Origin of the sequence: Prauserella rugosa (genome assembly GCF_000719975.1) — a bacterium.
Classification (GTDB): Bacteria; Actinomycetota; Actinomycetes; order Mycobacteriales; family Pseudonocardiaceae; genus Prauserella; species Prauserella rugosa.
Map to the genome: position 1 here is coordinate 387259 of NZ_JOIJ01000001.1, position 22253 is coordinate 409511.

Consider the following 22253-nt stretch of genomic DNA (forward strand, 5'->3'; position numbering starts at 1 on the left):
TCGGACCGGCATTTCGGACGGGTCGCCGCGACCTGTCCGGCACTCGTGACTCACGGCGGGTCAGGCGGAGGGGAGGAACTTCACCTCGCCGATCTCGGACACGAACTCCGGTTCCTGCCCGCCCAACTTGCTGACCCACACGATCACGTACTGGCTCTGCGCGGGCTCTTCGAGGCTCAACTCGGTGTTGACCTGGTCCATCGTGCCCTTGGCCACCACCTGGGACGCCTCGAGCGGGACGTCCGGGGCACTGGCCGTGCGGATCTCGATCTCCGTGCCGGGGCTGTCGCCGACGATCCGCACCTTGGCCAGGTCGACGGGCTCGTCGAACGTCGCCATCAGGCCGACGCCGCTCTTCAACGCGGGCAGCTGCTGCTGGTACATGTCGGTGCGCCACACGGTGCCGGGGTCGCCGTCGGTGGTGAGCTGGGCGTCCTCGGGACTGTCGCCCTCGCCCTCGGGGTTGTAGACGGTGATCTCGGACGGGGCCACGGGCTGTCCGGTCTGCACCTGCTGGTTGCCGCCGTTACCGCCGTTGCCGCCGGACTGGCCCTCGTTCTGGGTCGGTGTCGGATCGGCGAGGTTGACCGGCGGTCCCGAGGTGTCGGAGTCGTCCTGGAAGAAGCTGATGGCCATCATGCCGAGCCAGGCCAGCACGCCGACCGCGGCGCAGACCAGCACGGTGACGCCGAGTGCGAGCTTGCGCCTGCGTGCCTTGTCGGTGGTGGGCTTCTTCGTGGTCCACACGGTGCCGTCGGACTCGGACGGCTCGGGTGGCTGCTTGGCGCGTTCGGCCGCCTCCGCGGCCTGGTCGAGGGCGCGCAGGATCGCCGCGGACGTGCGGATGCCGCCGTGGTCGCCGTCCTCGATCGTGCGGACCGACAGCGCCGACAGTTCCTGCGGGACTCGTGGCTGGAGCGACTTGGCCGGCACGATCCGCCCGGTCGGCGACTTCGGCGCGGGCGGCAATGCGGGCGGCCCGCCCGGCAACGCCCACCGGCCGGTGAGCAGCAGGTACAGCACGGAGCCGAGCGCCTTGACGTCGTCGCGCAGCGTCGCGTCGGGAAGCGGTCCGGGGAATGCGAGGCGCAGCCTGCCGTCGGGGGTGAGCCGGAGCCGCTGAGGGTGGTCGATGCCGAGCACGAGGCCGGACTGGTGGGCCTGGTCGACCGATTCGGCGAGGGCACGCACCATCCGGGCGGCCGCTCCCGGTTCGACGGGGCGTTCGGCGACCAGGTCGATGAGGTCGGTGCCCTTGGTCCACTCGGCGACGACGATGCCGAGCAGCCCCTCGCTCGAGGAGATGCCGCTGCCGAGACTGAGCACGTCGAGCACGCGGGCCACACCGGGGTGTTCGAACGTCGCGGCGTGGGCCGCGCGTTCGAGGGTGCGCCTGCCGAGGAGCGCGGCCTCGGGGTCGGCGGGGTCGCCGACGAGCATCGTCAGTGCGACGTCGCGGCGGAGCTGACCGTCGCGTGCGCGCCACAGGTGGGCACCCGCGCGTTCGTCGATACCGAACTGTGCCAGCAGCCGGTAGCGGCCGTCGCCGACGACTCCGCCGGGCGCCAGCGCACCACGCTGCGCTCTCGTGCCCATCCGGCCTGACCCCCTACTTCGGTTCCTGCTCCGGTGATCTCTCTAGAAGAGGGTACGTGAACACGCCCCGCGAGCGGCCCATCAGCCGCGCCGGATCAACCGGGTGACCCTCCTGGTCACCGGAGCGAGTTCATCCACCTTGAGTGCCATCAGCACGCCGAACGAAACCCCCATTCCGACGATGCCCTGCAGGACCAGCGTCACCCATGCGCCGGGGACGGTGCCGAGGAAGTCGGGCACGAGGTAGCCGGTCCCGGCGGCGGCCGCCGCACCGAGGACGCTCGCCACGACGGTGAAGAGGATGACGCCGACGACGCGTTTGCTGCGGAGGTTGCCGAGCTTGACCCACAGCCACACCTGGCCGAGCACGGCGCCGACGACGAACACCAGCGAGTTGACCATCATCACGCCGAGCACGACCTGGGTCGGCGACAGCAGTCCCTGCGCCAGGTACAGCAGCGGGATCTTCACCGCCGTCATCACGACCATGATCAGCGTGGGCGTGCGCGAGTCCTTCATGGCATAGAACACGCGCATCTGCAGCATCACGAGTGCGTAAGGCAGAAGGCCGAACGCGCTGATCGCAAGCGCTTGCCCCAGGCGTTCGGCGTCCTCGACCGAGCCCTTGCCGAGTGCGAAGAGGGCCACGCCGATGGACGTGCCGGCCACCGCCATGACGGCGGACACCGGCAGCAGCATCAGGGTCGTCAGCCGCGAGCCGTAGGACAGGTCGCCGACGAGCCTGCGATGGTCGCCGTCGGCAGCCGCCCTGCTCATCTTCGGCATCAGCGCCGTCAGCAGGGACACGCCGATCACGCCGTAGGGCAGCTGGAACAGCAGCCAGGCGTTCGAGTAGATCGAAAGGCCGCCCTTCTCCCCTGCGGTGAGCACGCGCGTGTTGACGACCATGCCGATCTGGCTGACCACGACGTAGCCGAGGATCCACGCGGCCAGCCCGCCGAACTCCTTGAGCCGCTCGTCGAGGCCGAAGTTCCACTTGAACCGGAAGCCCGACTTGATCAGCGGCGGGATGAGGAACAGCGCCTGCGCGGTCATGGCCGACAGCACGCCGAGGCCGAGCACGAGGACCTGCGGGTCGGTCATGCTCGTCGGAACGATCGTCGGATCCCCGGGCACCAGGGCGAACGCGACGATCGTGACGATGATGACCAGATTGTTGATCACGGGTGCCCACTGGGCGGGCCCGAAGATCTGTTTGGCGTTGAGCACGGCCGAGAGCACGGCGAACATGCCGTAACAGAGCAGGCCGGGCAGCAGGAGATACGCGAACCACGTGGCCAGCTGCGGGTTGGCGTCCCCCTTGTCGTCCATCAGCACCCACGTCAACCACGGCGCGGCTGCGGTGGAGGCCACGGTGCCGATACCGAGGACCGTGATCGCCATCGTGATCAGGCGCTGCGTGTAGGACTCGCCGCCGTCCGGATCGTCCTGCGACCGCACGAGCAGCGGCACGACAACGCTGGTCAACACGCCGCCGAGGAGCAGCTCGTTGATGATCAGCGGCATCGTGTTGGCGACCGTGAAGGAGTCGTAGAGCACGCCCAGCGTCGCGACCCACGTCAGCAGCACCTTCCACAGGAAGCCGGTGATGCGGCTGGTCATGGTCGCGATCGCCATGCGTCCCGTGGCCTTGGCCAGCGAGACCTTCTTGGCCGCGGGCTTCTCCTGCGGCTCGTCGACGCCGACGGCGGGCAGGCGTTCGCCGATGTCGGTGTGCCGCGGACCGTCGAGGATCCGCGGCATCATCTGCGTCGCGAGCTCGTCGTACGGGCCGCGCACGTCCGGGTCGACGCCCGGCCAGCGCGCCGACCTGCGCGGGATGTAGACGGTGGCGTCCGGTTCGCGCGGCGGCGGTGGCGGGGTCGGCCTGCCCTGGTTCAGCGGCCTGCCCTGCTCGGGTGCCTGTCGTTCGTCGCGGCTCCACGGGCGCACGGGGCCGCGCCGGGTGTCCTCCGGTGGCCTGCCGCGGCGCGGCGGTTTCCGTCGCGGATCCGGGGGCAGCGGCTCGTCCCGCGGTGGCCAGCGGTCACCCGGTGCGGGCGGCGGTGGCTGCTGCGGCAGGGGCTGCGCGGGTGACGGTGCCTGCGAAGACGGTGCCGGTGAAGACGGTGCCGGTGAAGACCCAGACGCGTGCGACGTCGGCCGGCCGGGCGCCTCCGCGGGCGGCACGCCCTGAGGGGGTTGCCTGCGCGGCGGTCCGGCAGGTCCGGGCGGTGGCGGCGGTTGACGGCGCTGTGCCGAGCGGTCCGGTGCTGCTCGTTCCGGTGTTCCTCGTTCCGGTGGTGCCGGGCGGTGGGCGGGCGCGGGTCGCTGCCCGCGCGGACGTTCGGGCGGTGGTCCCGGCCTCCGAGGTGGCTGCCCTCCGGGCGAGGGACCGGGAGGGTGCGGCGGACGTCCCTCCGGCGGACGTCCCTCAGGGGGTGTCTGCGGCGGCCGCGGCGCGCGTGGCCGCGGCTCGGGTTCGGGTGCAGGCCCGCGCCGGTCGGCGGCGTCGGGCGGGCGGTGTCCGTTCCTGCGGGGCTCGTCGGGAACGGCGGGGCGGGCCGGCTCCGGAGCCGATGGGTACTCCGGAGCCGCCTGCTGTGGGGCGCGCGGTGGGCGCGGGGCGTGTGGCGGCTGACCTGGTAGGGCGCTGTCCGGGCGTTCGTGCTGGTCGGCGGCGTGCCGGGGCGCATCCTCGCCCGGGTCGTCGACGTCCGGCCACGAAGCGACGCGTTCCCCCTCGCGTCCTGCCGGCCCCCCTGGCCTTGCCGGTCCTCCCGGCCTCCCCCCGTGTTCGGGTGGCCGGCCCGGCTGTCTGTCCAACGCGTGCCCCATCAACTCGGCGTCAAGCTCGGTCGATTCAGGGTAATGCGCGGCGACGTAAAACTCAGGTCGCCTCTGCGTCGGAGCCGTCCCCGTCACCCTTGCGCCTGACGCGCCGGACGATGCGCCTGCCCGACAGCAGCACGAGCGCCACGCCGGCGACGATCGTGATGACGACCGTCACGGTCGAAAGTTCCGTCGACGACAGCTCGAGTTCGGCGGGCTGGCCCAGCGCGGTGCCCTGGGGAGTGGTCAGGTTCACGGTGAGCTTGAACCGGCCCGAACGCAGCGTCTCGGCCGGCACCTGCGGGCTGATCGTGCTGTTGGCCGACAACGTCTGCACCGGGATGTGCGCCGGCCGCAGTCCGGCGATGTTCTCCAGCTGGAGGCGGACGCGGATCTCGACCGGAAGGTCGTTGCGCACGCTCACCGGCAGCGGCGCGGACTCCGAACCGCGCAGCACGGGCTGGGCGAGGGTGGCGACGCTGACGTGGCCGGTGAGCTCCCGCAGCTGTTCGTCGGCCAGTGTGGCGGCCGACAACGCGGCGCGGGGGCGGTCCTCCCACGTGACGGAGGTCGCGCGGATCACGGCGTTGTGCAGTGGCTGGAGCAGCTGGGCCGGTCGCACCTGCCTGGCGGGATCGACGCTCATCGCCCGCTGCAGGTCGGCGGTGGTCGCCTCGGTCGCCGACAGCGAGTCGATCAGGTCCGCGTCCAGCGCGGCGGAGGCGGTGCCGCTGCCCGACGGCTCGGGTGGCGTGACGCCCTCCGCGGGTGCGGCGAGCACGTCGTCGAGCGCGGTGGGGGTGAGCATCCGCGCGCGGGTGAGCTGGGCGTAGGAGTCGAGGAACGCGGTGAGTTCGCCGGTGGTGGCCGAGATCCGCGGGGGCGGCGAGACGATGACCGGTCCTGCCGGCTGCTCACCGAGGCCGCCCCGGAACGCCAGCGCGGCGATGCCGTTCTGGGTGGCCACCTCGGTGTCGTCGACGGCCGTGAGGTTGCCGCTCGTGGCCGGCGATCCCGTGAGCGCGGCGGAGACGAGCGGGTCGTAGGTGATCCTGCGGGCGCCGCCTCCCGCGGAGCCGATGTGGGAGACGCGGCCGATGTCCTCGGGGCTCGCGTCGGCACGCACGGGCGGGGTCAGGAACGTGTTCGCGCCAGCCGAGGAGGCGGCGTCGAGCGCGTCGCGGGTCAGCGAACCGCCCGTCCACACGACGCCCTGCCGCGGCTGCACACCCGTCTTCTGCAGGATCGAAGCCCCGCCCAGCGCCATCCCGACCAGCCCGGCGTCACTGTCGACCCTGGCCAGCGTGCCCAGGTCGGCGTCGGCGTAGGGCATCTGCACCACGCAGTGGGCCGACACCAGCGACCGCAGCCGCTCGAGCCAGCGGCCCGCGTGCTCGGCGCCGCTGCCCGGCACGTCGCCGTGGTCGGTGCGCACGCGGTAGCCGCCGGACATCTGCTCGACGGTGTCCAGCAGTTCGGGGTCGACCGCGAAGCACATCGAGCCGAACAGCGCCGCGTCCTGCTGTTTGGCCAGCGCGGAAGCCACCAGCGCGTCGAGCCTGCCACCGGGTGCGAGCGCGGTGCCCAGTTCGTCGTCGGAGAGCACGAGCGTGTCGTCGTGCGGGTCGGACAGCACGCGGGGGCGCTGTGCGGTGATCGGCCACAGCAGCGACGTCCTGGCCGGTTGCGCCTCGCTCGGCGGGTCGATCACCGGCAGCATGAGGTTCATCGAGGCCAGCCGCGCCGGACCGCCGTAGGCGGGCGTGCCGTTGACGTTCAGTAGCAGCGGATACACGCCGGGCGAGCCGAGCGGCAGGTCCGTGGCGGGCACGTCGAACTCGACGGGCGCCGACTGGCCCGGCGACAACGAGTCGGCGAGCGTGATCCACTCGGTCATCCCGGCGTCGGCGGGCGGCGGCTCGGTCGTCGCCTCCTGGAACTGGGCCGCCGACTGCACGGGCTGGCCGGTCTGCAGGCGAGCGACGACCTCGGAGATCTCTCTGTCGCCGGTGTTGGTGACCGTGCCCGTCACCCGCACCCGGTTCTCGCCCTCGCCGGCGGTGAGGATGCGGGGCTCGAACGAGTTGATGCCGAGCGTCAGCAGGTCCGGTTCGTCGAGCTGCTGCCCGTGGGCGGGCGCCTGGGCCAGCAGCCCCTGCGCGAGGAGGAAGGCCAACGCCAGCGCGAACGCGCTGAACCTGCTCACTACTCGCCGCCTCCGTACCTATCCGAACGGGTGCCTATTCGAACAATTCCCGTGCCTTGCGCACGAGCTTGCGCTCGTCGGTGTAGGCGAGCCGTGAGTCCAGTTCGTCGAGCGGAACCCAAGCCACTTCGGTGACTTCGACATCCTCGTCCGACAGCTCGCCGCCGTCTGCTTCGAGGAGGAAATGATGCACCGTCTTGTGGATGCGCCTGCGCTCGGCCACGAACCAGTAGTCGATGGAGCCGAGCGGACGGACGACCCTGGCGATGATGCCGGTCTCCTCCCGAACCTCGCGCACGGCAGTCTCCTCGACCGTCTCACCGTCCTCGATGTGGCCCTTCGGCAGGGACCACAGGAGACGTCCGTGCCGGTTCAGCCTGCCGATGAGTGCGGCGTGGGCATGAGCCCGGTCGACCACGAGACCTCCCGCTGAGGTCTCGCTGACGGTGGTCATCCGTCGCCCGCGACGCCGCCGCGACCGGCGTCGCGGTGTGGCATCACCGGAGCGACCGGCCGATCCAGGCATGCTGCGATGCTAGATCACCGGCCCGCACCGGTAGGCTGGCTTGCTGTGTCCGTGTTGAACCGATTCGCCCGTCGGGGCGCAGTCGCGGAGGTCGCCCAGGCGTGAATCAGACCGCCGTGAATCCCACCGAAGCCCAGCTCCGCGCGAAGAAGAAGGAGGCGCAGCGCAACGCCGTCGCCGAGCTGTTGCGCGTCTCCCCGGTCGCCGACGATCTGGCCAAGCGGTTCGCCGAGGCCGGCCACACGCTGTACCTCGTCGGAGGGAGCGTGCGCGACGCGCTGCTGGGCCGCCTGTCGTCGGACCTGGACTTCACCACCGACGCGCGGCCGGAGCGCATCCAGAAGCTGGTGTCCGGATGGGCCGAGGCCGTGTGGGACACGGGTATCGAGTTCGGCACCGTGGGCGCGGCCAAGGGCGGCGTGCAGCTGGAGATCACCACCTTCCGCGCCGACGTCTACGACCGGGTCAGCCGCAACCCCGAGGTCTCGTTCGGCGACACGATCGAAGGCGACCTGGTGCGCCGCGACTTCACGGTCAACGCGATGGCGATCGAGCTGTCGACGAAGACGTTCGTCGACCCGCACGGCGGCATGGAGGCGCTGGCGGCGAAGACGCTGGACACTCCGGCCACTCCGGAGGAGTCGTTCGCCGACGACCCGCTGCGGATGCTGCGGGCCGCACGCTTCACCGCGCAGCTGGACTTCACGCCCGCGGAGCGTGTGGTGACGGCCATGAAGGACATGGCGGGCGAGCTGGAACGGATCACCGCCGAACGCGTGCAGGCCGAGCTGTCCAAGCTGATGCTCGGTGCCGTGCCGCGGCGTGGGCTGGAGCTGATGGTCGACACCGGCCTCGCCGACATCGTGTTGCCCGAGGTGCCGGGTATGCGCCTGGCGATGGACGAGCACCACCAGCACAAGGACGTCTACCAGCACTCGCTGACCGTGCTCGACCAGGCGATCGACCTGGAGACCACGCACGAGCCCACGTCGGAGCCGGACCTGGTGCTGCGTCTGGCCGCGTTGTTGCACGACATCGGCAAGCCCGCGACGCGCAAGTTCGAACCGGGCGGGGGCGTGAGTTTCCACCACCACGAGGTCGTGGGCGCCAAGATGGCCCGCAAGCGTTTGCGTGCCCTGCGCTACTCGAAAGAGGTGGTGCAGGACGTCTCGCAGTTGGTGTACCTGCACCTGCGGTTCCACGGATACGGCAAGGGCGAGTGGACCGACTCGGCGGTGCGGCGCTACGTCAACGACGCCGGACCGCTGCTGACCCGGCTGCACAAGCTGGTGCGCGCCGACTGCACCACGCGCAACCGGCGGAAGGCGACGGCGCTGCAGCGCACCTACGACGACCTCGAGGCGCGGATCGCCCGGATCGCCGAGGAGGAGGACCTCAAGCGGGTCCGCCCCGACCTCGACGGCAACGAGATCATCCGCATCCTCGGCGTGGAACCGGGGCCGATCGTCGGCAAGGCGTGGAAGCACCTCAAGGAGCTGCGCCTGGACCGCGGTCCGCTCGAACACGACGAGGCCGTCGCCGAACTCCGCCGCTGGGCCGCCGAACAGGGCATCGACCCGGCGGAGTGACCGCTCAGGCGCGTTCGAGGGCGCCGGATTCGACGTGGGCGCCGATGGGCCGGGGAAGCAGGTAGGCCACCGCGCCACCCGGTAGCGGGCCCCACGGCGCGGTCACGCCGGTCAGCACGTGCAGCGGGCGCGTGACGACGAACGTGCGCAGGTCCGACTCCCGCTCGAACGTCAGCGACGTCTCCGGGAACGGCGTCCGGTCCGGGTGCAGCAGGTTGCCCTGTTCGTTGCCGAACCTGCGCAGCCGGGTGCCGACGGGCAGGGTGACCATGCGCTTGTTGCGGTAGAACGGCAGCGGCGGTTCGCCCCGCAACGGCTGGATCGGCCAGTCCGTCGGGTGTTCCTGCACGGCCGACGTTCCGCCGCCCATCCGTCCCGGCACCAGCAGCAACGCGCCGAGCAGCGCCTCGGCCGCCTCGTGCACCCGGCCGAAGTACCGCGGCTCGACGGGCGCTCCTTCGGCGTACCTGGCGACCTCCCAGCCGTCGGCCGCCCGGTGCAGGCACCACACGTCGTCGGCCGTTTCGCCGATGCGGAACGCCGACTCGGGAACGCCGTACTCGGCGAGTCGCAACCGCAGCGCGGTCAGCACCTCCGAGGCACGCAGCCGCCTGGGTTCCGCACCGCGCTGCACCTTCGTCACCGTGCTCGGCTCGGCGACGTCCTCCGGCGCGCGCGGTGGACGCGGCTTGCCGAGCAGCTCGGCCTCCGCGGTCGCCCGCACCGACCGGCTCGCGTACGGCACGGCGTACTGGTTGGCCCTGATCGCGTCGAGCAGCTCGGGCTCCGGGGGCACCCCGTACTTGCGCAGGTAGTGCGGTACGGCCGCGGGCCAGATCCACGTGCCGTCGGTGTGGAACGCATCGGGCACGTCGGGCGGCGCGCCCTGCGGGGCGAACAGGTCGCGCAGCCCACCCTGCCTGGCCAGCACCACCGGAGCCCGGAACAGGTAGCCGAGTACCCGCGGGATCTCCTCCTGCGGCAGCGGCGGGCGGTTCACGACGGGCTGGCCGCCCTCGCCGGTGCCGTCGACCACGCGGGCGTGCCGGAACTCGACGTCCAGCGGCGTGCCCGCCTTCGCGGCCAGCCACGCCGGCGGATCCTTGCGGGGGAAGTACTCGAGCTCGGCGTCGTAGGTGCGCGCGGTGCGCCTGCCCGCGGGCGGCAGCTGCCACGCGGGCTCGGACGAGGTGTCGAAGTCGAAGTCGAAGTTGCGCTCGGTGTCCAGCGAGTAGGTGCCCTGGAACCAGGTGCCGTTCTCGGGCGTGTACATCGCCGAGCGCAACTGCGACAGCAGCTGGCCGAGCTGGGGCGGAGCCGACAGCGACACGGCGGTGTCCTCGCCCGCGTCGGCCTTCACCTCGAGCTCGGAGTAGTCGCCGACCTGCCGGAACTGGGCGGCCACCCGCCGCCAGCCGGTGGGCAGGAAGCCGAGCATCGTGCGGCCGATGGCCTTCAGCAGCGTCTGGACGTCACCCGTGCCCGGCTCGGACCGCGGGGTGTCGGCGGCGGCGAAGTCGTGCCGTTCCTGCCACAGCGCGGTGATGGTGTCCGGGTCCTGGACGCGCGTGGTGAAGTCGGTGAGGCCGAGGTCGCGGGCGCGCCGCTCGTCGCCGCCGGTCCAGCGCAGGACCAGCTCGCCGTCCTCGGAGGACGGTTCGACGAGGTACGGCTCTTCGTCGTGCAGGCAGTAGGTGTGCAGGGCGAACGTCGCGGGCGCGTCGGCGGCCGGGACGACCTTGCCGCGCGTGCCGTGGGCCTCGGTGTCGAAGTCCTCGGGGGGTTCCTCGCCGGGCAGCGGGGTCAGCAGCACACTCGAGTCGGCCGTCGACCGTTGTGCCCGGAACATCCCGCCGTCCCACAGCGCGTACAACCCGTCAGGACGGTCTGCGACTTCGACTCGATAACGCACGTGGTCGCCCCCTCGGCTCGATCAACGCGGGTTCCCCTCCCGCGGCTTCGCGCGGGCTTCACTGTATCGACACGTGCCGGTTCGGCCAGGTGGACCGGCGATTCGGCGAGGCCTCACCCTAGCGGGTGAGCCGTGACACCGAGGCATGATCCGCCCACTTACCGCAACTTGCGCTTCGGGTCCATAGCGACGTTGGCGACGCCGCAAAGTGAACCCTCCGCGACCCACCGCCACCCACGTGGGTGGGATCATGGCTCACGTGCAAGCGGACTCCGAGGTTGAACCTGGAACCCTGCTGGTCGCTGCTCCCACGATGTTCGACCAGAACTTCCGGCGGACGGTCGTGTTCGTCATCGACCACAGGGACGAGGGAACGCTCGGTGTCGTGTTGAACAAGCCGAGCGAGGTGCCGGTCAACGAGGTGTTGCCGGGCTGGGGTTCGCACGTCGTCGAGCCGGAGTCGGTGTTCGTCGGCGGTCCGGTCGAGAAGAAGACCGCGTTGTGTCTCGCCGCCCTCCGCACGGGTGAGGACGCCGAGCAGCTGCAGGGCGTGATTGCCGTCCGCGGTCCGGTGGCCCTTGTCGACCTCGACGCGGATCCGGACAGCCTGGTCAGCAAGGTGCGCGGCATGCGGGTGTTCGCCGGGTACGCCGGATGGGACGCGGGGCAGCTCGCCGCCGAGATCAACCGCGGTGACTGGCTGATCGTGCCTGCCCTGCCCGGCGACGTGCTGGCCACGCCGAACCGCGACCTGTGGGCGCACGTGCTCCGCAGGCAGGGCCTGCCGACCGCGCTGCTGGCCACCCACCCGGGAGACCTCCAACTGAACTGACCCGTGTTGCGCTTCCAGGACCGCGTGTTGCCGATTCCGGGGCCCGTGTTGCGCCCCCAGGGACGCGTGTTGCATCCGGCAGTGGCGCGGTCGCCGATGTCGTCACCCCGGTTCGACCTCCCCCGGTTCCACCGCACCGAGCAGTGCCGCGATGTCGGCGCCCGCCGCGACGAGGGCGACCGTGCGGCTGGCGAGGTCGGTGAGCCTGCCCTGCAGCGCCTCGAGGGGGCCGTCGACGTCGCCGAGCGCGCGGACGGTCTCGACCGTGGCGCGGACCGCGGGGATGCCGTAGCCCGCCGCCCGCAACGCGGCGGTGATGCGTGCCTCGCGGATGACGTGCTGGCGATACCGCCGGGCGCCGTACGACGTCACCCGCTCCGGCAGGACGAGCCCCTCGCGTTCCCAGAACCGCAACGTCGACGTGCGGACGCCGAGTGCCTCCGCCAGCTCACCGATGGACATCGCGTCGGCGGACGTTTCCTTCGCGTCGGACGCGGTGCTGGGCTCGGACTCGGTGCTGATCGCGCGGAGTGCGGCGACGGCCTCCAGCGCCTCGGTGCGCAGTCGAGTCAGCTCGACGTGGAGCGCGCTGACGACGGCGGCGGCCTCGTCGAGCGGCAGGGTGCGCACCTCGCGCAGGGTTCGCCGGGCGGTGACGGGTCCGACGGCTGTCGCGAGTCCGCGGTAGGCGCGCAGGGCTACGAGGTGCCGTCCGCCGAACCGCCGGTAGTTGTTGCTGCCCCGTTCGGCGGGCGGGAGTACGCCGAGGTTCTCGAGATCGCGGACCTGCTGGGGGCTGTAACCCGAGGCAGCCGCGAGTGCCGCGGTGGTCAGCGGGCGGTCACCTCCGGTCGAACCCTCCATAAGCACTTCAATAACAGACTTGAGCCATGACTATCGACGACATTCTCGAACTCGTCCGTTTGCTGCCGGGGTCGCTCGTGCTCTCCCCGGAACCGGGTGGCGCATACCCGCGGATCGCGTGGGGCGACCACTTCTTCCACTACGCCCCCGACGGGCAGGTTCCGCAGCGCACACAGCCCTACGCCACGATCGTCACGAAGGACTACCCGGACGACTGCGCGTCCCGGCTCGACGTCGACGGCCGGTGGCGGGTCAACGTCCGCGTCCCGCGCGAGCGGTTCGCCGAACTGCTGGGCCGGCAGCCAAGGACTGTGGACTTCGACGGTGTCGACCTCGCCGCCGTCGACACGGTGCTGCCGCATCCCGTCTATGCGCATGCCGGGTTGGTGTCGGTCGTCAACCCGGGCAAGCGCACGGAAGAGCTCGTGGCCGGCCTGCTGCGGGACGCACATCACCGCGCCATGGCCGCCGCGAGCAGGCGGGCGGCCACGTGAGCACGGCCGGATGAGCACGGCCAGAGCGCAGCGAGCTCAGCCGCCTGCAGCAGGCAGGTCATCGTTCTACGCTGGGAAAATGCGCCGTCTGTTGCTCGCGATGCTCGCCGTTCTCGCCGCCGCGTTCGGGGCCTTCGTGGTCGGGATGCGTCGCAAGTCGCCGGTTCTGCAGGACCGGGTGCGGCGGTTCAGCAAGAACTACATGACGCCGGCGGTGCTGCCGACCGCGGGCCGGGCGGGACAGTCCAACGGCGTGGTGCATCACCGCGGCCGCAGGAGTGGCCGGGAGTACTCCACGCCGGTCACGCCGGTGGCGATCACCGGCGGCTTTCTCATCGCACTCCCCTACACCGCCCGGGTCGACTGGGCGCGCAACATCCTCGCCGCGGGCAGGGCGAGGGTGGATTTCGACGGCCGTGGTCACGAGGTCACCGACCCGGTCGTCGTGCCCTTCGCCGAGGTGGCGCACCTGCTTCCGCGGGGGTCCAGGATCGCGGCGAAGGTCTTCGCGTTGGAGGAGTTCCTGCTGCTGCGAACGGTCGACGGAGAGTCGTAACAGCTCTTATATAATCCCTGTTACAGTCGTCGGATGACCGAAGGCATCCCGGACAGCGACGATCCGACCGACGTCGGCTTCTGGCGACCCCTGCGACGGCTGCAGGACGCCATGGACGCCGAGATCGCCCGGCTCTACGCCGAACGCGGTGTCGACGTCCGGCCGCGGCACACCATGCCGCTGATCCGCCTCGGCAGGCGCGGGCCGATGACCATCCGCAGGCTCGCCGAAGCCACGGAGGTCACGCATTCGGCGATGAGTCAGACGGTCGCCTCGCTGCGGGGCGACGGGCTCGTCACCACGCGGCCGGGACCGGACGCGCGCACCCGGGTCGTCGAGCTCACCGAAGCCGGGCGCGAGCTGCTGCCGTTTCTCGAGGCCGAGTGGCGCGCCACGGAGGAGGCGATCGCCGAGCTGGACGCCGAACTGCCGTACTCCCTCACCCGGGTCGTGGCGGACATGGCTGCCGCGCTCGAACGCCGCCCGTTCCGCGACCGCATCGCGGATCGGCTGCCGGATGCGCCGTGAGCCTGCTCGGCGCGCTCGTCGACGTCCGTCCGCTTCGGGCCAGCGCGAATTTCCGCAGGCTGTGGATCAGCACCTCGGCCTCGACGTTCGGCCAGCAGGTCGCGGTCGTCGCCGTGTTGGCACAGGCGTGGGAGCTGACGGGCAGTTCGTTCGCGGTGGGCGCGGTCGGCCTGGCGCAGGCGATCGGCATGTGCGTGTGCGGCATGGTCGGCGGGTCACTGGCCGACGCGGTGGATCGGCGCAGACTGGTCGTGCTGACGACGCTCGGCCAGACCTGCGCCGCAGCGCTGCTGGCCGTGCAGGCCGTGGCTGGCGTGCGGTCGTTCGCGCTGATCCTGGCGCTGGTCACCGTGCAGGGAGCGCTGACGGGCCTCGGGGCGCCTGCGCGCCGCACCTTCGCCGCGAAGCTGCTGCCCGGTGAACAGCTGAGTGCGGGGCTGGCGTTGTCGAGTCTGAGTTTCCAGGTCGCGCTGCTGGTCGGCCCCGCGTTGGGTGGGCTGATCACCGCGGCGGCAGGCGCCGGCGGTGCGTATGCGCTGGACGCGGCGTGTCTGCTGGTGGCGGCCTACGGTGTGGGGCGACTCCCCGCGATGCGCCCGGACGGTGGCGAGCGTCCGGGGCTGCGGTCGATCGTCTCGGGAGTGCGGTTCGTCGCGACGAACCCGGTGCTGGGTGGCTCGTTCCTGACCGACGTGCTGGCGACGGTGCTGGCCATGCCGGTGGCGCTGTTCCCGGCGATCGCCGCGGAGCGGTTCGACGGCGACCCGCGGATGATCGGCTGGTTCCTGTCGGCCATCGCCGTGGGCGGACTGGCCGCGGGGCTGGCTTCGGGCACCTTCACGCGGATGCGCAGGCTCGGCGCGGTGCAGGTGGCCGGATCGCTCGCGTGGGGTGTGGCGCTGGCCGGCTTCGGCCTGGTCGACACGCTGTGGGTGGCGCTCGGGTGCCTGGCGGTCGCGGGAGCCGGGGACGTCGTGGCGGTGGTCTCGCGCGGGGCGACGACTCAGCTGGCGACGCCGGACTCGCACCGGGGCCGGGTGAGTGGCATCGAGTTCATCCTGGGGGCTGCGGGGCCGGACGTCGGGAACTTCCGTGCGGGCAGCGTCGCCGGGATGACGTCGGCCCCGGTCGCGGCCGTGTCCGGTGGGGTGCTGTGCGTGGCGGGCCTGCTCACACTCGCGGCGGCCAACCGCTCCCTGCGTACCTACGAACGCCCGTGAGCAAAACCCCCGAGGGCCCCATAGTTGCGTTGAACGCGACTATGGGGCCCACGGGTGCAAAAAACCAGTAGGTCAGGCGTTGCCGGCGAGGGCGCCGCAGCCGCCTCCGCCGCACGCGCAGCCACCGCATCCGGCGGGCTCGGGCTCTGGGGCCGGCACAGCCAGCGCGGCGCGGTTGCCGAGTGCGCCTCCACCCGCGACCAGGGCGAACATGCCGATGAGGCCGATCACGGCCGCGATCACCGTGCCCCAGACGTTCGGCATCACGAAGCCGGCGACGCCGGCGGCCACACCCACGGCGCCCGCGACGACGGTCGGCAGTCCCGCGACCCGGTTGGCCACGCGGAAGGCCTCGTCGCTGCGCAGTGTCGCCCGCGTGCGTACGCCCGCGCCGCGGTCGCGGGGCAGCTTCTCCCTCAGGCCGAGGTAACCGCCCCAGCCGACCAGGATGCCGAGCAGTGCGGGAATCAACGCAACGACGATCACGACCTCGAGAATACGCCGCGCAGTGCGGTCGCCTTGTCGACACCCGAACCGGCTGTGCCCGGCGTCATGTCCGTGCGAGGCCCGTGTCGGGCCCGCGCAGCGCCTCGGCGGTGCCCGCCACCGAAAACCGGGTGAAGCCGGCAGGTACCATAGAAGGGTGAATTCGGCGAGCCTGCTCCTTAGCGGGCCGCGCTGATCTGACGCAGACCGGCGCGGCCAACCCCTCATGCCTCCATGGCTGGGGGGTCGATTGCTTTTCGGGGCCTCGAGTCCCGACGACGAGAACGAGCCTGCAGGCGGCCACACGAGTGCGGAAAGGTTCCGGCGATGACAGAGGGCAGCGACACGACCCCGGCGCAGCGGTACAACGCGGCGCTGGCCGGGCAGATCGAGCGGCGCTGGCAGGACTACTGGGCCGACCACGGCACGTACCACGCGCCGAACCCGGTGGGACCGCTCGCCGACGAGTCCGCGCCGTTGCCGTCGGACAAGCTGTTCGTGCAGGACATGTTCCCGTACCCGTCGGGCACGGGCCTGCATGTCGGGCATCCGCTCGGTTTCATCGGCACCGACGTCTTCGCGCGGTTCAACCGCATGATCGGGCGCAACGTGCTGCACACGATGGGGTTCGACGCGTTCGGTCTGCCCGCCGAGCAGTACGCCGTGCAGACGGGCACCCACCCGCGCACGACCACCGAGGCCAACATCGAGCGGTACATGAGCCAGATCCGCCGCCTCGGCTTCGGGCACGACGAGCGCAGGCGGCTCGCGACCACCGACATCGAGTTCTACCGGTGGACCCAGTGGATCTTCCTGCAGATCTTCAACTCGTACTACGACACCGAGCAGGACAAGGCGCGTCCGATCGCCGAGCTGGAGAAGCAGTACGCCTCCGGTGAGCGCGCCACGCCCGACGGCCGCGCCTGGAGCGAGCTGTCGGCCACCGAACAGCGGGAGATCATCGACGAGCACCGCCTCGTCTACATCTCCGAGGCGCCCGTGAACTGGGCGCCGGGGCTGGGCACGGTCGTCGCGAACGAGGAGGTCACGGCCGAGGGCCTGACCGAGCGGGGCAACTTCCCCGTGTTCCGCAAGCCGCTGCGCCAGTGGATGATGCGGATCACCGCCTACGCCGATCGCCTCGTCGACGACCTGGAGCTGCTGGACTGGCCGGAGAAGGTCAAGTCGATGCAGCGCAACTGGATCGGCCGCTCGCGTGGTGCCAACGTGCGGTTCGCCGCGGGCGAGCAGAGCATCGAGGTGTTCACGACGCGGCCGGACACCCTGTTCGGCGCGACGTACATGGTGCTGGCGCCGGAGCACCCGCTGGTGGATGCGCTGACCGCCGACGCGTGGCCGGAGAGCGTCGACGAGCTGTGGACCGGTGGCGCCGCGACGCCCGCGGAGGCCGTCGCCGCCTACCGCGACCGCACCTCTCGCAAGTCCGATCTCGACCGTCAGGAGACGCGGGAGAAGACCGGTGTGTTCACCGGTTCCTACGCGCTCAATCCCGCCAACGGTGAGCAGATCCCGGTGTTCATCGCCGACTACGTGCTCATGGGCTACGGCACGGGTGCGGTCATGGCCGTGCCCGCGCACGACGAGCGCGACCACGAGTTCGCCACGAAGTTCGGCCTGCCGATCGTGCGCACGATCGAGGCGCCCGACGGCTTCCCCGACGACGAGGCGTTCACCGGTGACGGACAGGCGATCAACTCGACCAACGAGGACATCAGCCTGAACGGCTTGGGCGTCGACGACGCCAAGAAGGCGATCATCGGCTGGCTCGAGGAGAAGGGCCACGGCGAGGGCACCGTGCAGTACAAGCTGCGCGACTGGCTGTTCGCCCGCCAGCGGTACTGGGGCGAGCCGTTCCCCATCGTCTACGACGAGAACGGCACGCCGATCCCGCTGCCGGAGGACCAACTGCCCGTCGTGCTGCCCGACGTCGACGAGTACTCCCCCAAGACGTTCGACCCGGACGACGCCGACTCGGAGCCGGAGCCGCCGTTGGCGAAGGCCACCGACTGGGTCGAGGTCACGCTCGACCTGGGTGACGGGCCGAAGAAGTACCGCCGCGACACCAACGTGATGCCGCAGTGGGCAGGTTCGTGCTGGTACCAGCTGCGCTACATCGACCCGACCAACGACGAGAAGTTCGTCGACCCGGAGAACGAGAAGTACTGGATGGGCCCGCGCGCCGCCGAGCACGGCGTGAACGACCCGGGCGGTCTGGACCTCTACGTCGGCGGTGTCGAGCACGCGGTGCTGCACCTGCTGTACTCGCGGTTCTGGCACAAGGTGCTCTACGACCTGGGCTTCGTCTCGTCGGCCGAGCCGTATCGGAAGCTGTTCAACCAGGGCTACATCCAGGCCTACGCCTACACCGACTCCCGCGGCGTCTATGTGCCGGCCGAGGAGGTGACCGAGGCCGACGGCAAGTTCTACTACAACGGCGAAGAGGTCACCCAGGAATACGGGAAGATGGGCAAGAGCCTGAAGAACTCGGTCGCTCCCGACGAGATGGCCGACGCCTTCGGCGCCGACACCTTCCGGTTCTACGAGATGTCGATGGGTCCGCTGGCGGACTCGAAGCCGTGGGCCACGAAGGACGTCGTCGGTGCCCACCGGTTCCTGCAGCGGCTGTGGCGCCTGGTCGTGGACGAGACCACCGGCGATCTGCGCGTCGCCGACGTGGAACTGTCCGAAGCGGACCTGAAGCTGCTGAACAAGACCATCGCGAACGTGCGCGACGACTACGCCGAGCTGCGTTTCAACACGGCGGGGGCGAAGCTCATCGAGCTGAACAACCACGTGACGAAGACCTACGGTTCGGCCGAGGCGACCCCGCGCGCGCTGGCCGAGCCGATGGTGCTGATGCTGGCTCCGCTGTGCCCGCACATCGCCGAGGAACTGTGGAACCGGCTGGGTCACCCGGACACGCTGGTGCACGGCCCGTTCCCGGTGCCGGACGAGAAGTACCTGGTCGACGACACGGTCGAGTACCCGCTCCAGGTCAACGGCAAGGTGCGGTCGAGGATGACGATCGCCGCGGACGCCGGTAAGGACGACGTGCAGGCGGCCGCCCTCGCCGACGAGAAGATCGCCGCGGCGCTGAACGGCGGCGAACCGAAGAAGGTCATCGTCGTCCCGGGCAAACTCGTCAACGTGGTCGTCTAGCCACCGCTTTGGAGCCCCGAGGGCCCCATAGTCGCGTTGAACGCAACCAATCTTCCCATCGCGGCGGTCGTCCGAGAGGTGCTCGCCGCGAGGGCTCCGTTGGTCGATCGGTTGCACCCAAGGGCCCTATAGTTGCGTTGAACGCGACCATGGGGCCCTTGGGACAGCTCGCCGGGATTTGCAGCGGTACGGGGCTCGGCCGGAGTTGTCCACATCGACCCGGTTATCCACAGATTGCGTTTTTGGGATTTCCCGGGCTCAGCACCGCGCAGCACGATCGAGGTCGTGAGACGTGGCAGATGGGCAGACGACCCCGAAACACTTCGTGCGCACAGCCGGCTCGGCGTCGTGCGCGCCGCGACCCTGCAAGCCCAGACGGTGAACAAGAGCACCGTCTACCGGCGCTGCCTACCCGGTGGGCCGTGGCGTTGGGTGCTCCCGGGCGTCATCGTGCTGCAGAACTCCCCACCGACGGCCGATCAAAGATTGGTCGCCGCGCTGTTGTACGGAGGTCCGCACACGCTGATCACCGGGCTCGAAGCATGCCGCCGTCAGGGCCTTCGCCTGGGCGATATGCCTCCCGACGACCGGGTCCACATCCTCGTTCCGCACGCGCGTCGCGTGCGGAGCACGGGGTATGTCCTGGTCGAACGCACGGTGCGCATGCCGACGGGACGCAGCATCGGCGAGATTCCGGTGGCCCCGGTGATGCGTGCGTCGCTCGACGCGGCACGTCGGATCCGTGCCGAGACGCCCGTGGCGAATCTTCTGTTCGAAGCCGTTCAGCGAGGTGGCTGCACCCCGGCCGCGCTCAGTGCCGAACTGGATCTGGGCAACTCGCGTGGATCTGCAATTCCGCGCCAGGTCCTCAAGAAGATCACCCCGCTGCGGTCCGTGGCGGAGCTGAACGCGAAACAGTTGGCCGAAAGCTGTTCGCGGCCCCCTACCCATTGGAATCCCAAGCTCTACACCTCGGACGGCCACTACATCGCCACCCCTGACGCGTGGTGGGACGACGTCGGCCTGGCGTGGGAGATCGACTCCGTCGACTTCCACTACTCCCGCGATGCCTACGGGCGGACCGTCAGGCGGAACTCCCGCTACGGGCAGGCCGGTGTCCCGGTGGTCCAGACGTTGCCGTCGCAGATGTCGTCGAACCCGGTGGGTGTGGAGCGCGAGCTGGAGGTGGCCTACCAGGCGGCGTCGGAACGCGGCCGTGCGGACGTCCGGGTCGTCCCGGACAACGCAGGCGTCCACGGCCAGGGCAACCCTGCTGCTTGACGACGTGTCCCCGCGTCAGGCGAGGCCGATCTCCCGTGCCAGGTCGGACAGCAGGGCCTCGAAGAGGGTGTCCGGGTGGGCGATCGGGATGGGGTAGTTGCCGAAGACCTCGAGCGTCACGTGGCCGTAGAGGCGGGCCCAGAACTGCATCATCAGGTACGTCGTGCCGACGGTGAGCCGATCGGCGGGGACGTCGGTGCCCGCCTCGGCGAGCACCGCCAACAACACGTCGCGGTAACCGGCGAGATCGTCGCGCAGCTCGGCGGGCATCCCGTCGTCGGAGGGCAGTGCGACGTCGTCCGACAGGAGGACGTCTCCCGCGGCCAGCAGGAACAGCCTGCCGAACGGTTCGCTCAGTTGCTGCAGCTTCGCGGTGCTGCTCGTCGCGGCCGTGGCGCCGGAGGCGAACACGAGCGTGAACTCGTTGGTGTGGGTCAGCGCCCACTGCCGAAATCCCCGGCAGATGGCGAACAGCCGCGCCGGTCCGTCGGCCTCCGTGCCCGCGATGCGCTGTTCGAGGACGTCACCGAGGTCGGCGACCACGTCGGCCCTGAGGTGTTCCAGCAGGTCGTCGCGCGAGCCGTAGTACCGGTACAGCGCGGGCGCGGTGATGCCGAGTTCGCGGGCGATCGCGCGCAGGGTGACGGCCTCGGGGCCGTCGTCGACCAGCAGTGCCCGTGCCGCGTGCCGGATGTCCCTGTCGGTGGCGGCGCGCTGCCTGCGCGGCCTGCCCTCGCGTGTCCGGCTCAGCGGGCTGTCCATCCGAAAAGTCTATGTGTGCTGCGCCCTCGACGCCTCGGGGCGCCGCCGGCACCGATCACTCGGGGGGCTACGTGACCGATGCCGGCGACCCGATGCCCGACGCGGCCGGTCTCGACCTGTCGGACAACACACCGCGCAAGCGCGGTATGTCTGGGAGAGCCCCAGTGGGCTCCGGTCATGACGGCGCCACCCCGAACTCACTCGAACGTGGGTACGGCCGTCACGGCACTCGCCTGATTGTCGCATCGATCGCGCCGAACGTTGCAAAAAAATTCACATCCGGCACTGCATATCTGCATCTGCAAATGCCGATCGGCCGTCGGCGGTCCGTCCGGACAGGACGGGCAGGCGTGACTCTCGCGGCGGACGGCCTCATCCACGCGTCCGGCGTGGCAGGGTGGAGGCCGTGACAGCAGCAGTCCTCGTCGTCGGATCCGCCAACGCCGACCTGGTCGTGACCACCGACCGCCGCCCTGCGGGCGGGGAGACGGTGCTCGGGGGTGACACCCGCATTCTGCCCGGCGGGAAGGGGGCCAACACGGCGGTCGCGGCCGCGCAGCTCGGCGGTGACGTCGCGCTCGTCGGTGCCGTCGGCGACGACGCACACGGCACGCTCCTGCTCGACTCGCTCCGCACCGCGGGCGTGCGCACCGACCACGTCCGCGTCGTCGACCGGCCGACCGGCGCCGCCTACATCACCGTCACGCCCGACGGGGAGAACTCGATCCTCGTCTCGCCCGGCGCCAACTACGCGCTCACCTCCGCCGACGCCACCGACGCCGTCGCTGCCGTTTCCGCCGACTCCGCCGTGGACACCGCCGCGCGCGAGGGCGCGAGGGTCCTCGTCGCCTCGCTCGAGGTGCCGTTGACGGTGGTCGACGACGCGATCGCCGCAGCCGCGCGTGCCGGCGTGCTGACGGTGCTCAACCTCTCGCCGACGACGACCCTGCCCGCGGAGACGTTGCAGGCCCTCGACGTGCTCGTGGTCAACGAGCACGAGGCGGCGTGGCTGCTGGAGCAGGCGCGCGACAACCGAAGCGACAACCGAAGCGACAACCGAGACGACGACGGCAGCGGTGACCGTGCAGACGATCTCGGGGACGTCTCCGCCCTGCTCGACCTCGGACCGGACACCGCGGTCGTGACCCGCGGAGCCGACGGGGCGACCGTCGTGACGAGGGACGGCCGGGTCGACGTCCCGTCCCCACAGGTCAAGGCCGTCGACACGACCGGAGCGGGCGACGCGTTCACAGGTGCGCTCGCGACGTGGCTGGCGGCAGGTGCCACCCCCGCCGATGCCGCCCGGCGCGCAGTCGAGGTCGCGGCGATATCGGTCACGCGCCACGGCGCCCAGCCCTCATATCCGCAGCTCCACGAACTAAGCTGAGC

17 protein-coding genes are annotated in these 22253 nt (G+C 70.8%); 9 read left to right on the plus strand and 8 right to left on the minus strand.

Annotated features, from left to right (window positions below; translation table 11 throughout):
• Nucleotides 1–60: 60 nt before the first annotated feature.
• The 4 genes from IF64_RS0101910 to IF64_RS0101930 form a co-directional block, all read right to left on the minus strand.
• On the minus strand, nt 61–1596 hold the full coding sequence (locus IF64_RS0101910; protein WP_030530221.1) for a protein kinase family protein: 1536 nt from the start codon (nt 1594–1596) through the stop codon (nt 61–63).
• A gap of 81 nt (nt 1597–1677) precedes the next feature.
• The gene (gene murJ / locus IF64_RS0101915; protein ID WP_030530222.1) at nt 1678–3549 is read right to left on the minus strand and encodes a murein biosynthesis integral membrane protein MurJ; all 1872 of its coding nucleotides are present in this window, start codon (nt 3547–3549) and stop codon (nt 1678–1680) included.
• Between the two features lie 937 nt (nt 3550–4486).
• On the minus strand, nt 4487–6634 hold the full coding sequence (locus IF64_RS0101925; protein ID WP_030530223.1) for a DUF6049 family protein: 2148 nt from the start codon (nt 6632–6634) through the stop codon (nt 4487–4489).
• 34 nt (nt 6635–6668) lie between these two features.
• The gene (locus IF64_RS0101930) at nt 6669–7160 is read right to left on the minus strand and encodes an NUDIX hydrolase (protein WP_030530224.1); all 492 of its coding nucleotides are present in this window, start codon (nt 7158–7160) and stop codon (nt 6669–6671) included.
• Between the two features lie 101 nt (nt 7161–7261).
• Between IF64_RS0101930 and IF64_RS0101935 the strand changes: the two genes are divergently transcribed.
• Complete coding sequence (locus IF64_RS0101935) at nt 7262–8749, plus strand: CCA tRNA nucleotidyltransferase (protein WP_030530225.1); 1488 nt, start codon at nt 7262–7264, stop codon at nt 8747–8749.
• 4 nt (nt 8750–8753) lie between these two features.
• Here the strand turns inward: IF64_RS0101935 and IF64_RS0101940 are convergent, their stop codons facing one another.
• The gene (locus tag IF64_RS0101940) at nt 8754–10661 is read right to left on the minus strand and encodes a TNT domain-containing protein (protein ID WP_030530226.1); all 1908 of its coding nucleotides are present in this window, start codon (nt 10659–10661) and stop codon (nt 8754–8756) included.
• Nucleotides 10662–10911: 250 nt separating this feature from the next.
• Between IF64_RS0101940 and IF64_RS0101945 the strand changes: the two genes are divergently transcribed.
• Nucleotides 10912–11493 (plus strand): YqgE/AlgH family protein, encoded by a 582-nt coding sequence (locus IF64_RS0101945; RefSeq protein WP_030530227.1) that lies wholly within the window; start codon nt 10912–10914, stop codon nt 11491–11493.
• Between the two features lie 102 nt (nt 11494–11595).
• Here IF64_RS0101945 and IF64_RS0101950 read toward each other — a convergent pair whose 3' ends face one another.
• On the minus strand, nt 11596–12357 hold the full coding sequence (locus tag IF64_RS0101950; RefSeq protein ID WP_030530228.1) for a MerR family transcriptional regulator: 762 nt from the start codon (nt 12355–12357) through the stop codon (nt 11596–11598).
• Between the two features lie 26 nt (nt 12358–12383).
• Here IF64_RS0101950 and IF64_RS0101955 point away from each other — a divergent pair, with 26 nt between their 5' ends.
• The 4 genes from IF64_RS0101955 to IF64_RS0101970 all read left to right on the plus strand — a co-directional run bounded on the left by IF64_RS0101955 (nt 12384) and on the right by IF64_RS0101970 (nt 15155).
• Nucleotides 12384–12851: a DUF6194 family protein gene (locus tag IF64_RS0101955; protein WP_030530229.1), complete on the plus strand. Its 468-nt coding sequence runs from the start codon at nt 12384–12386 to the stop codon at nt 12849–12851.
• Nucleotides 12852–12930: 79 nt separating this feature from the next.
• Nucleotides 12931–13407 (plus strand): nitroreductase family deazaflavin-dependent oxidoreductase, encoded by a 477-nt coding sequence (locus IF64_RS0101960; RefSeq protein ID WP_048807375.1) that lies wholly within the window; start codon nt 12931–12933, stop codon nt 13405–13407.
• 33 nt (nt 13408–13440) lie between these two features.
• Nucleotides 13441–13935, plus strand: coding sequence for a MarR family winged helix-turn-helix transcriptional regulator (locus IF64_RS0101965; protein WP_030530231.1), 495 nt, complete (start codon nt 13441–13443; stop codon nt 13933–13935).
• Nucleotides 13932–15155 carry an MFS transporter gene (locus tag IF64_RS0101970; RefSeq protein ID WP_030530232.1) on the plus strand — a complete coding sequence of 408 codons (1224 nt, stop codon included), beginning with the start codon at nt 13932–13934 and terminating at the stop codon, nt 15153–15155. The genes IF64_RS0101965 and IF64_RS0101970 overlap by 4 nt, the downstream gene beginning before the upstream one ends.
• A 72-nt stretch (nt 15156–15227) precedes the next feature.
• On the opposite strand, the gene IF64_RS0101975 is transcribed toward IF64_RS0101970, so the two are convergent.
• On the minus strand, nt 15228–15641 hold the full coding sequence (locus IF64_RS0101975) for an SdpI family protein (protein ID WP_030530233.1): 414 nt from the start codon (nt 15639–15641) through the stop codon (nt 15228–15230).
• Between the two features lie 327 nt (nt 15642–15968).
• Here IF64_RS0101975 and leuS point away from each other — a divergent pair, with 327 nt between their 5' ends.
• Both leuS and IF64_RS0101985 read left to right on the plus strand, forming a co-directional pair.
• Nucleotides 15969–18821, plus strand: a complete 2853-nt coding sequence (leuS, locus tag IF64_RS0101980; RefSeq protein WP_030530234.1) for a leucine--tRNA ligase — start codon at nt 15969–15971, stop codon at nt 18819–18821.
• Nucleotides 18822–19106: 285 nt separating this feature from the next.
• Entirely contained in the window at nt 19107–20102 is a 996-nt protein-coding gene (locus IF64_RS0101985; protein WP_084705585.1) for a hypothetical protein, read from the plus strand.
• Nucleotides 20103–20117: 15 nt separating this feature from the next.
• On the opposite strand, the gene IF64_RS0101990 is transcribed toward IF64_RS0101985, so the two are convergent.
• Nucleotides 20118–20864 carry a TetR/AcrR family transcriptional regulator gene (locus IF64_RS0101990; RefSeq protein ID WP_030530236.1) on the minus strand — a complete coding sequence of 249 codons (747 nt, stop codon included), beginning with the start codon at nt 20862–20864 and terminating at the stop codon, nt 20118–20120.
• A gap of 406 nt (nt 20865–21270) precedes the next feature.
• Here IF64_RS0101990 and IF64_RS0101995 point away from each other — a divergent pair, with 406 nt between their 5' ends.
• Nucleotides 21271–22251 (plus strand): ribokinase, encoded by a 981-nt coding sequence (locus IF64_RS0101995; protein WP_048807371.1) that lies wholly within the window; start codon nt 21271–21273, stop codon nt 22249–22251.
• Nucleotides 22252–22253: the final 2 nt, after the last annotated feature.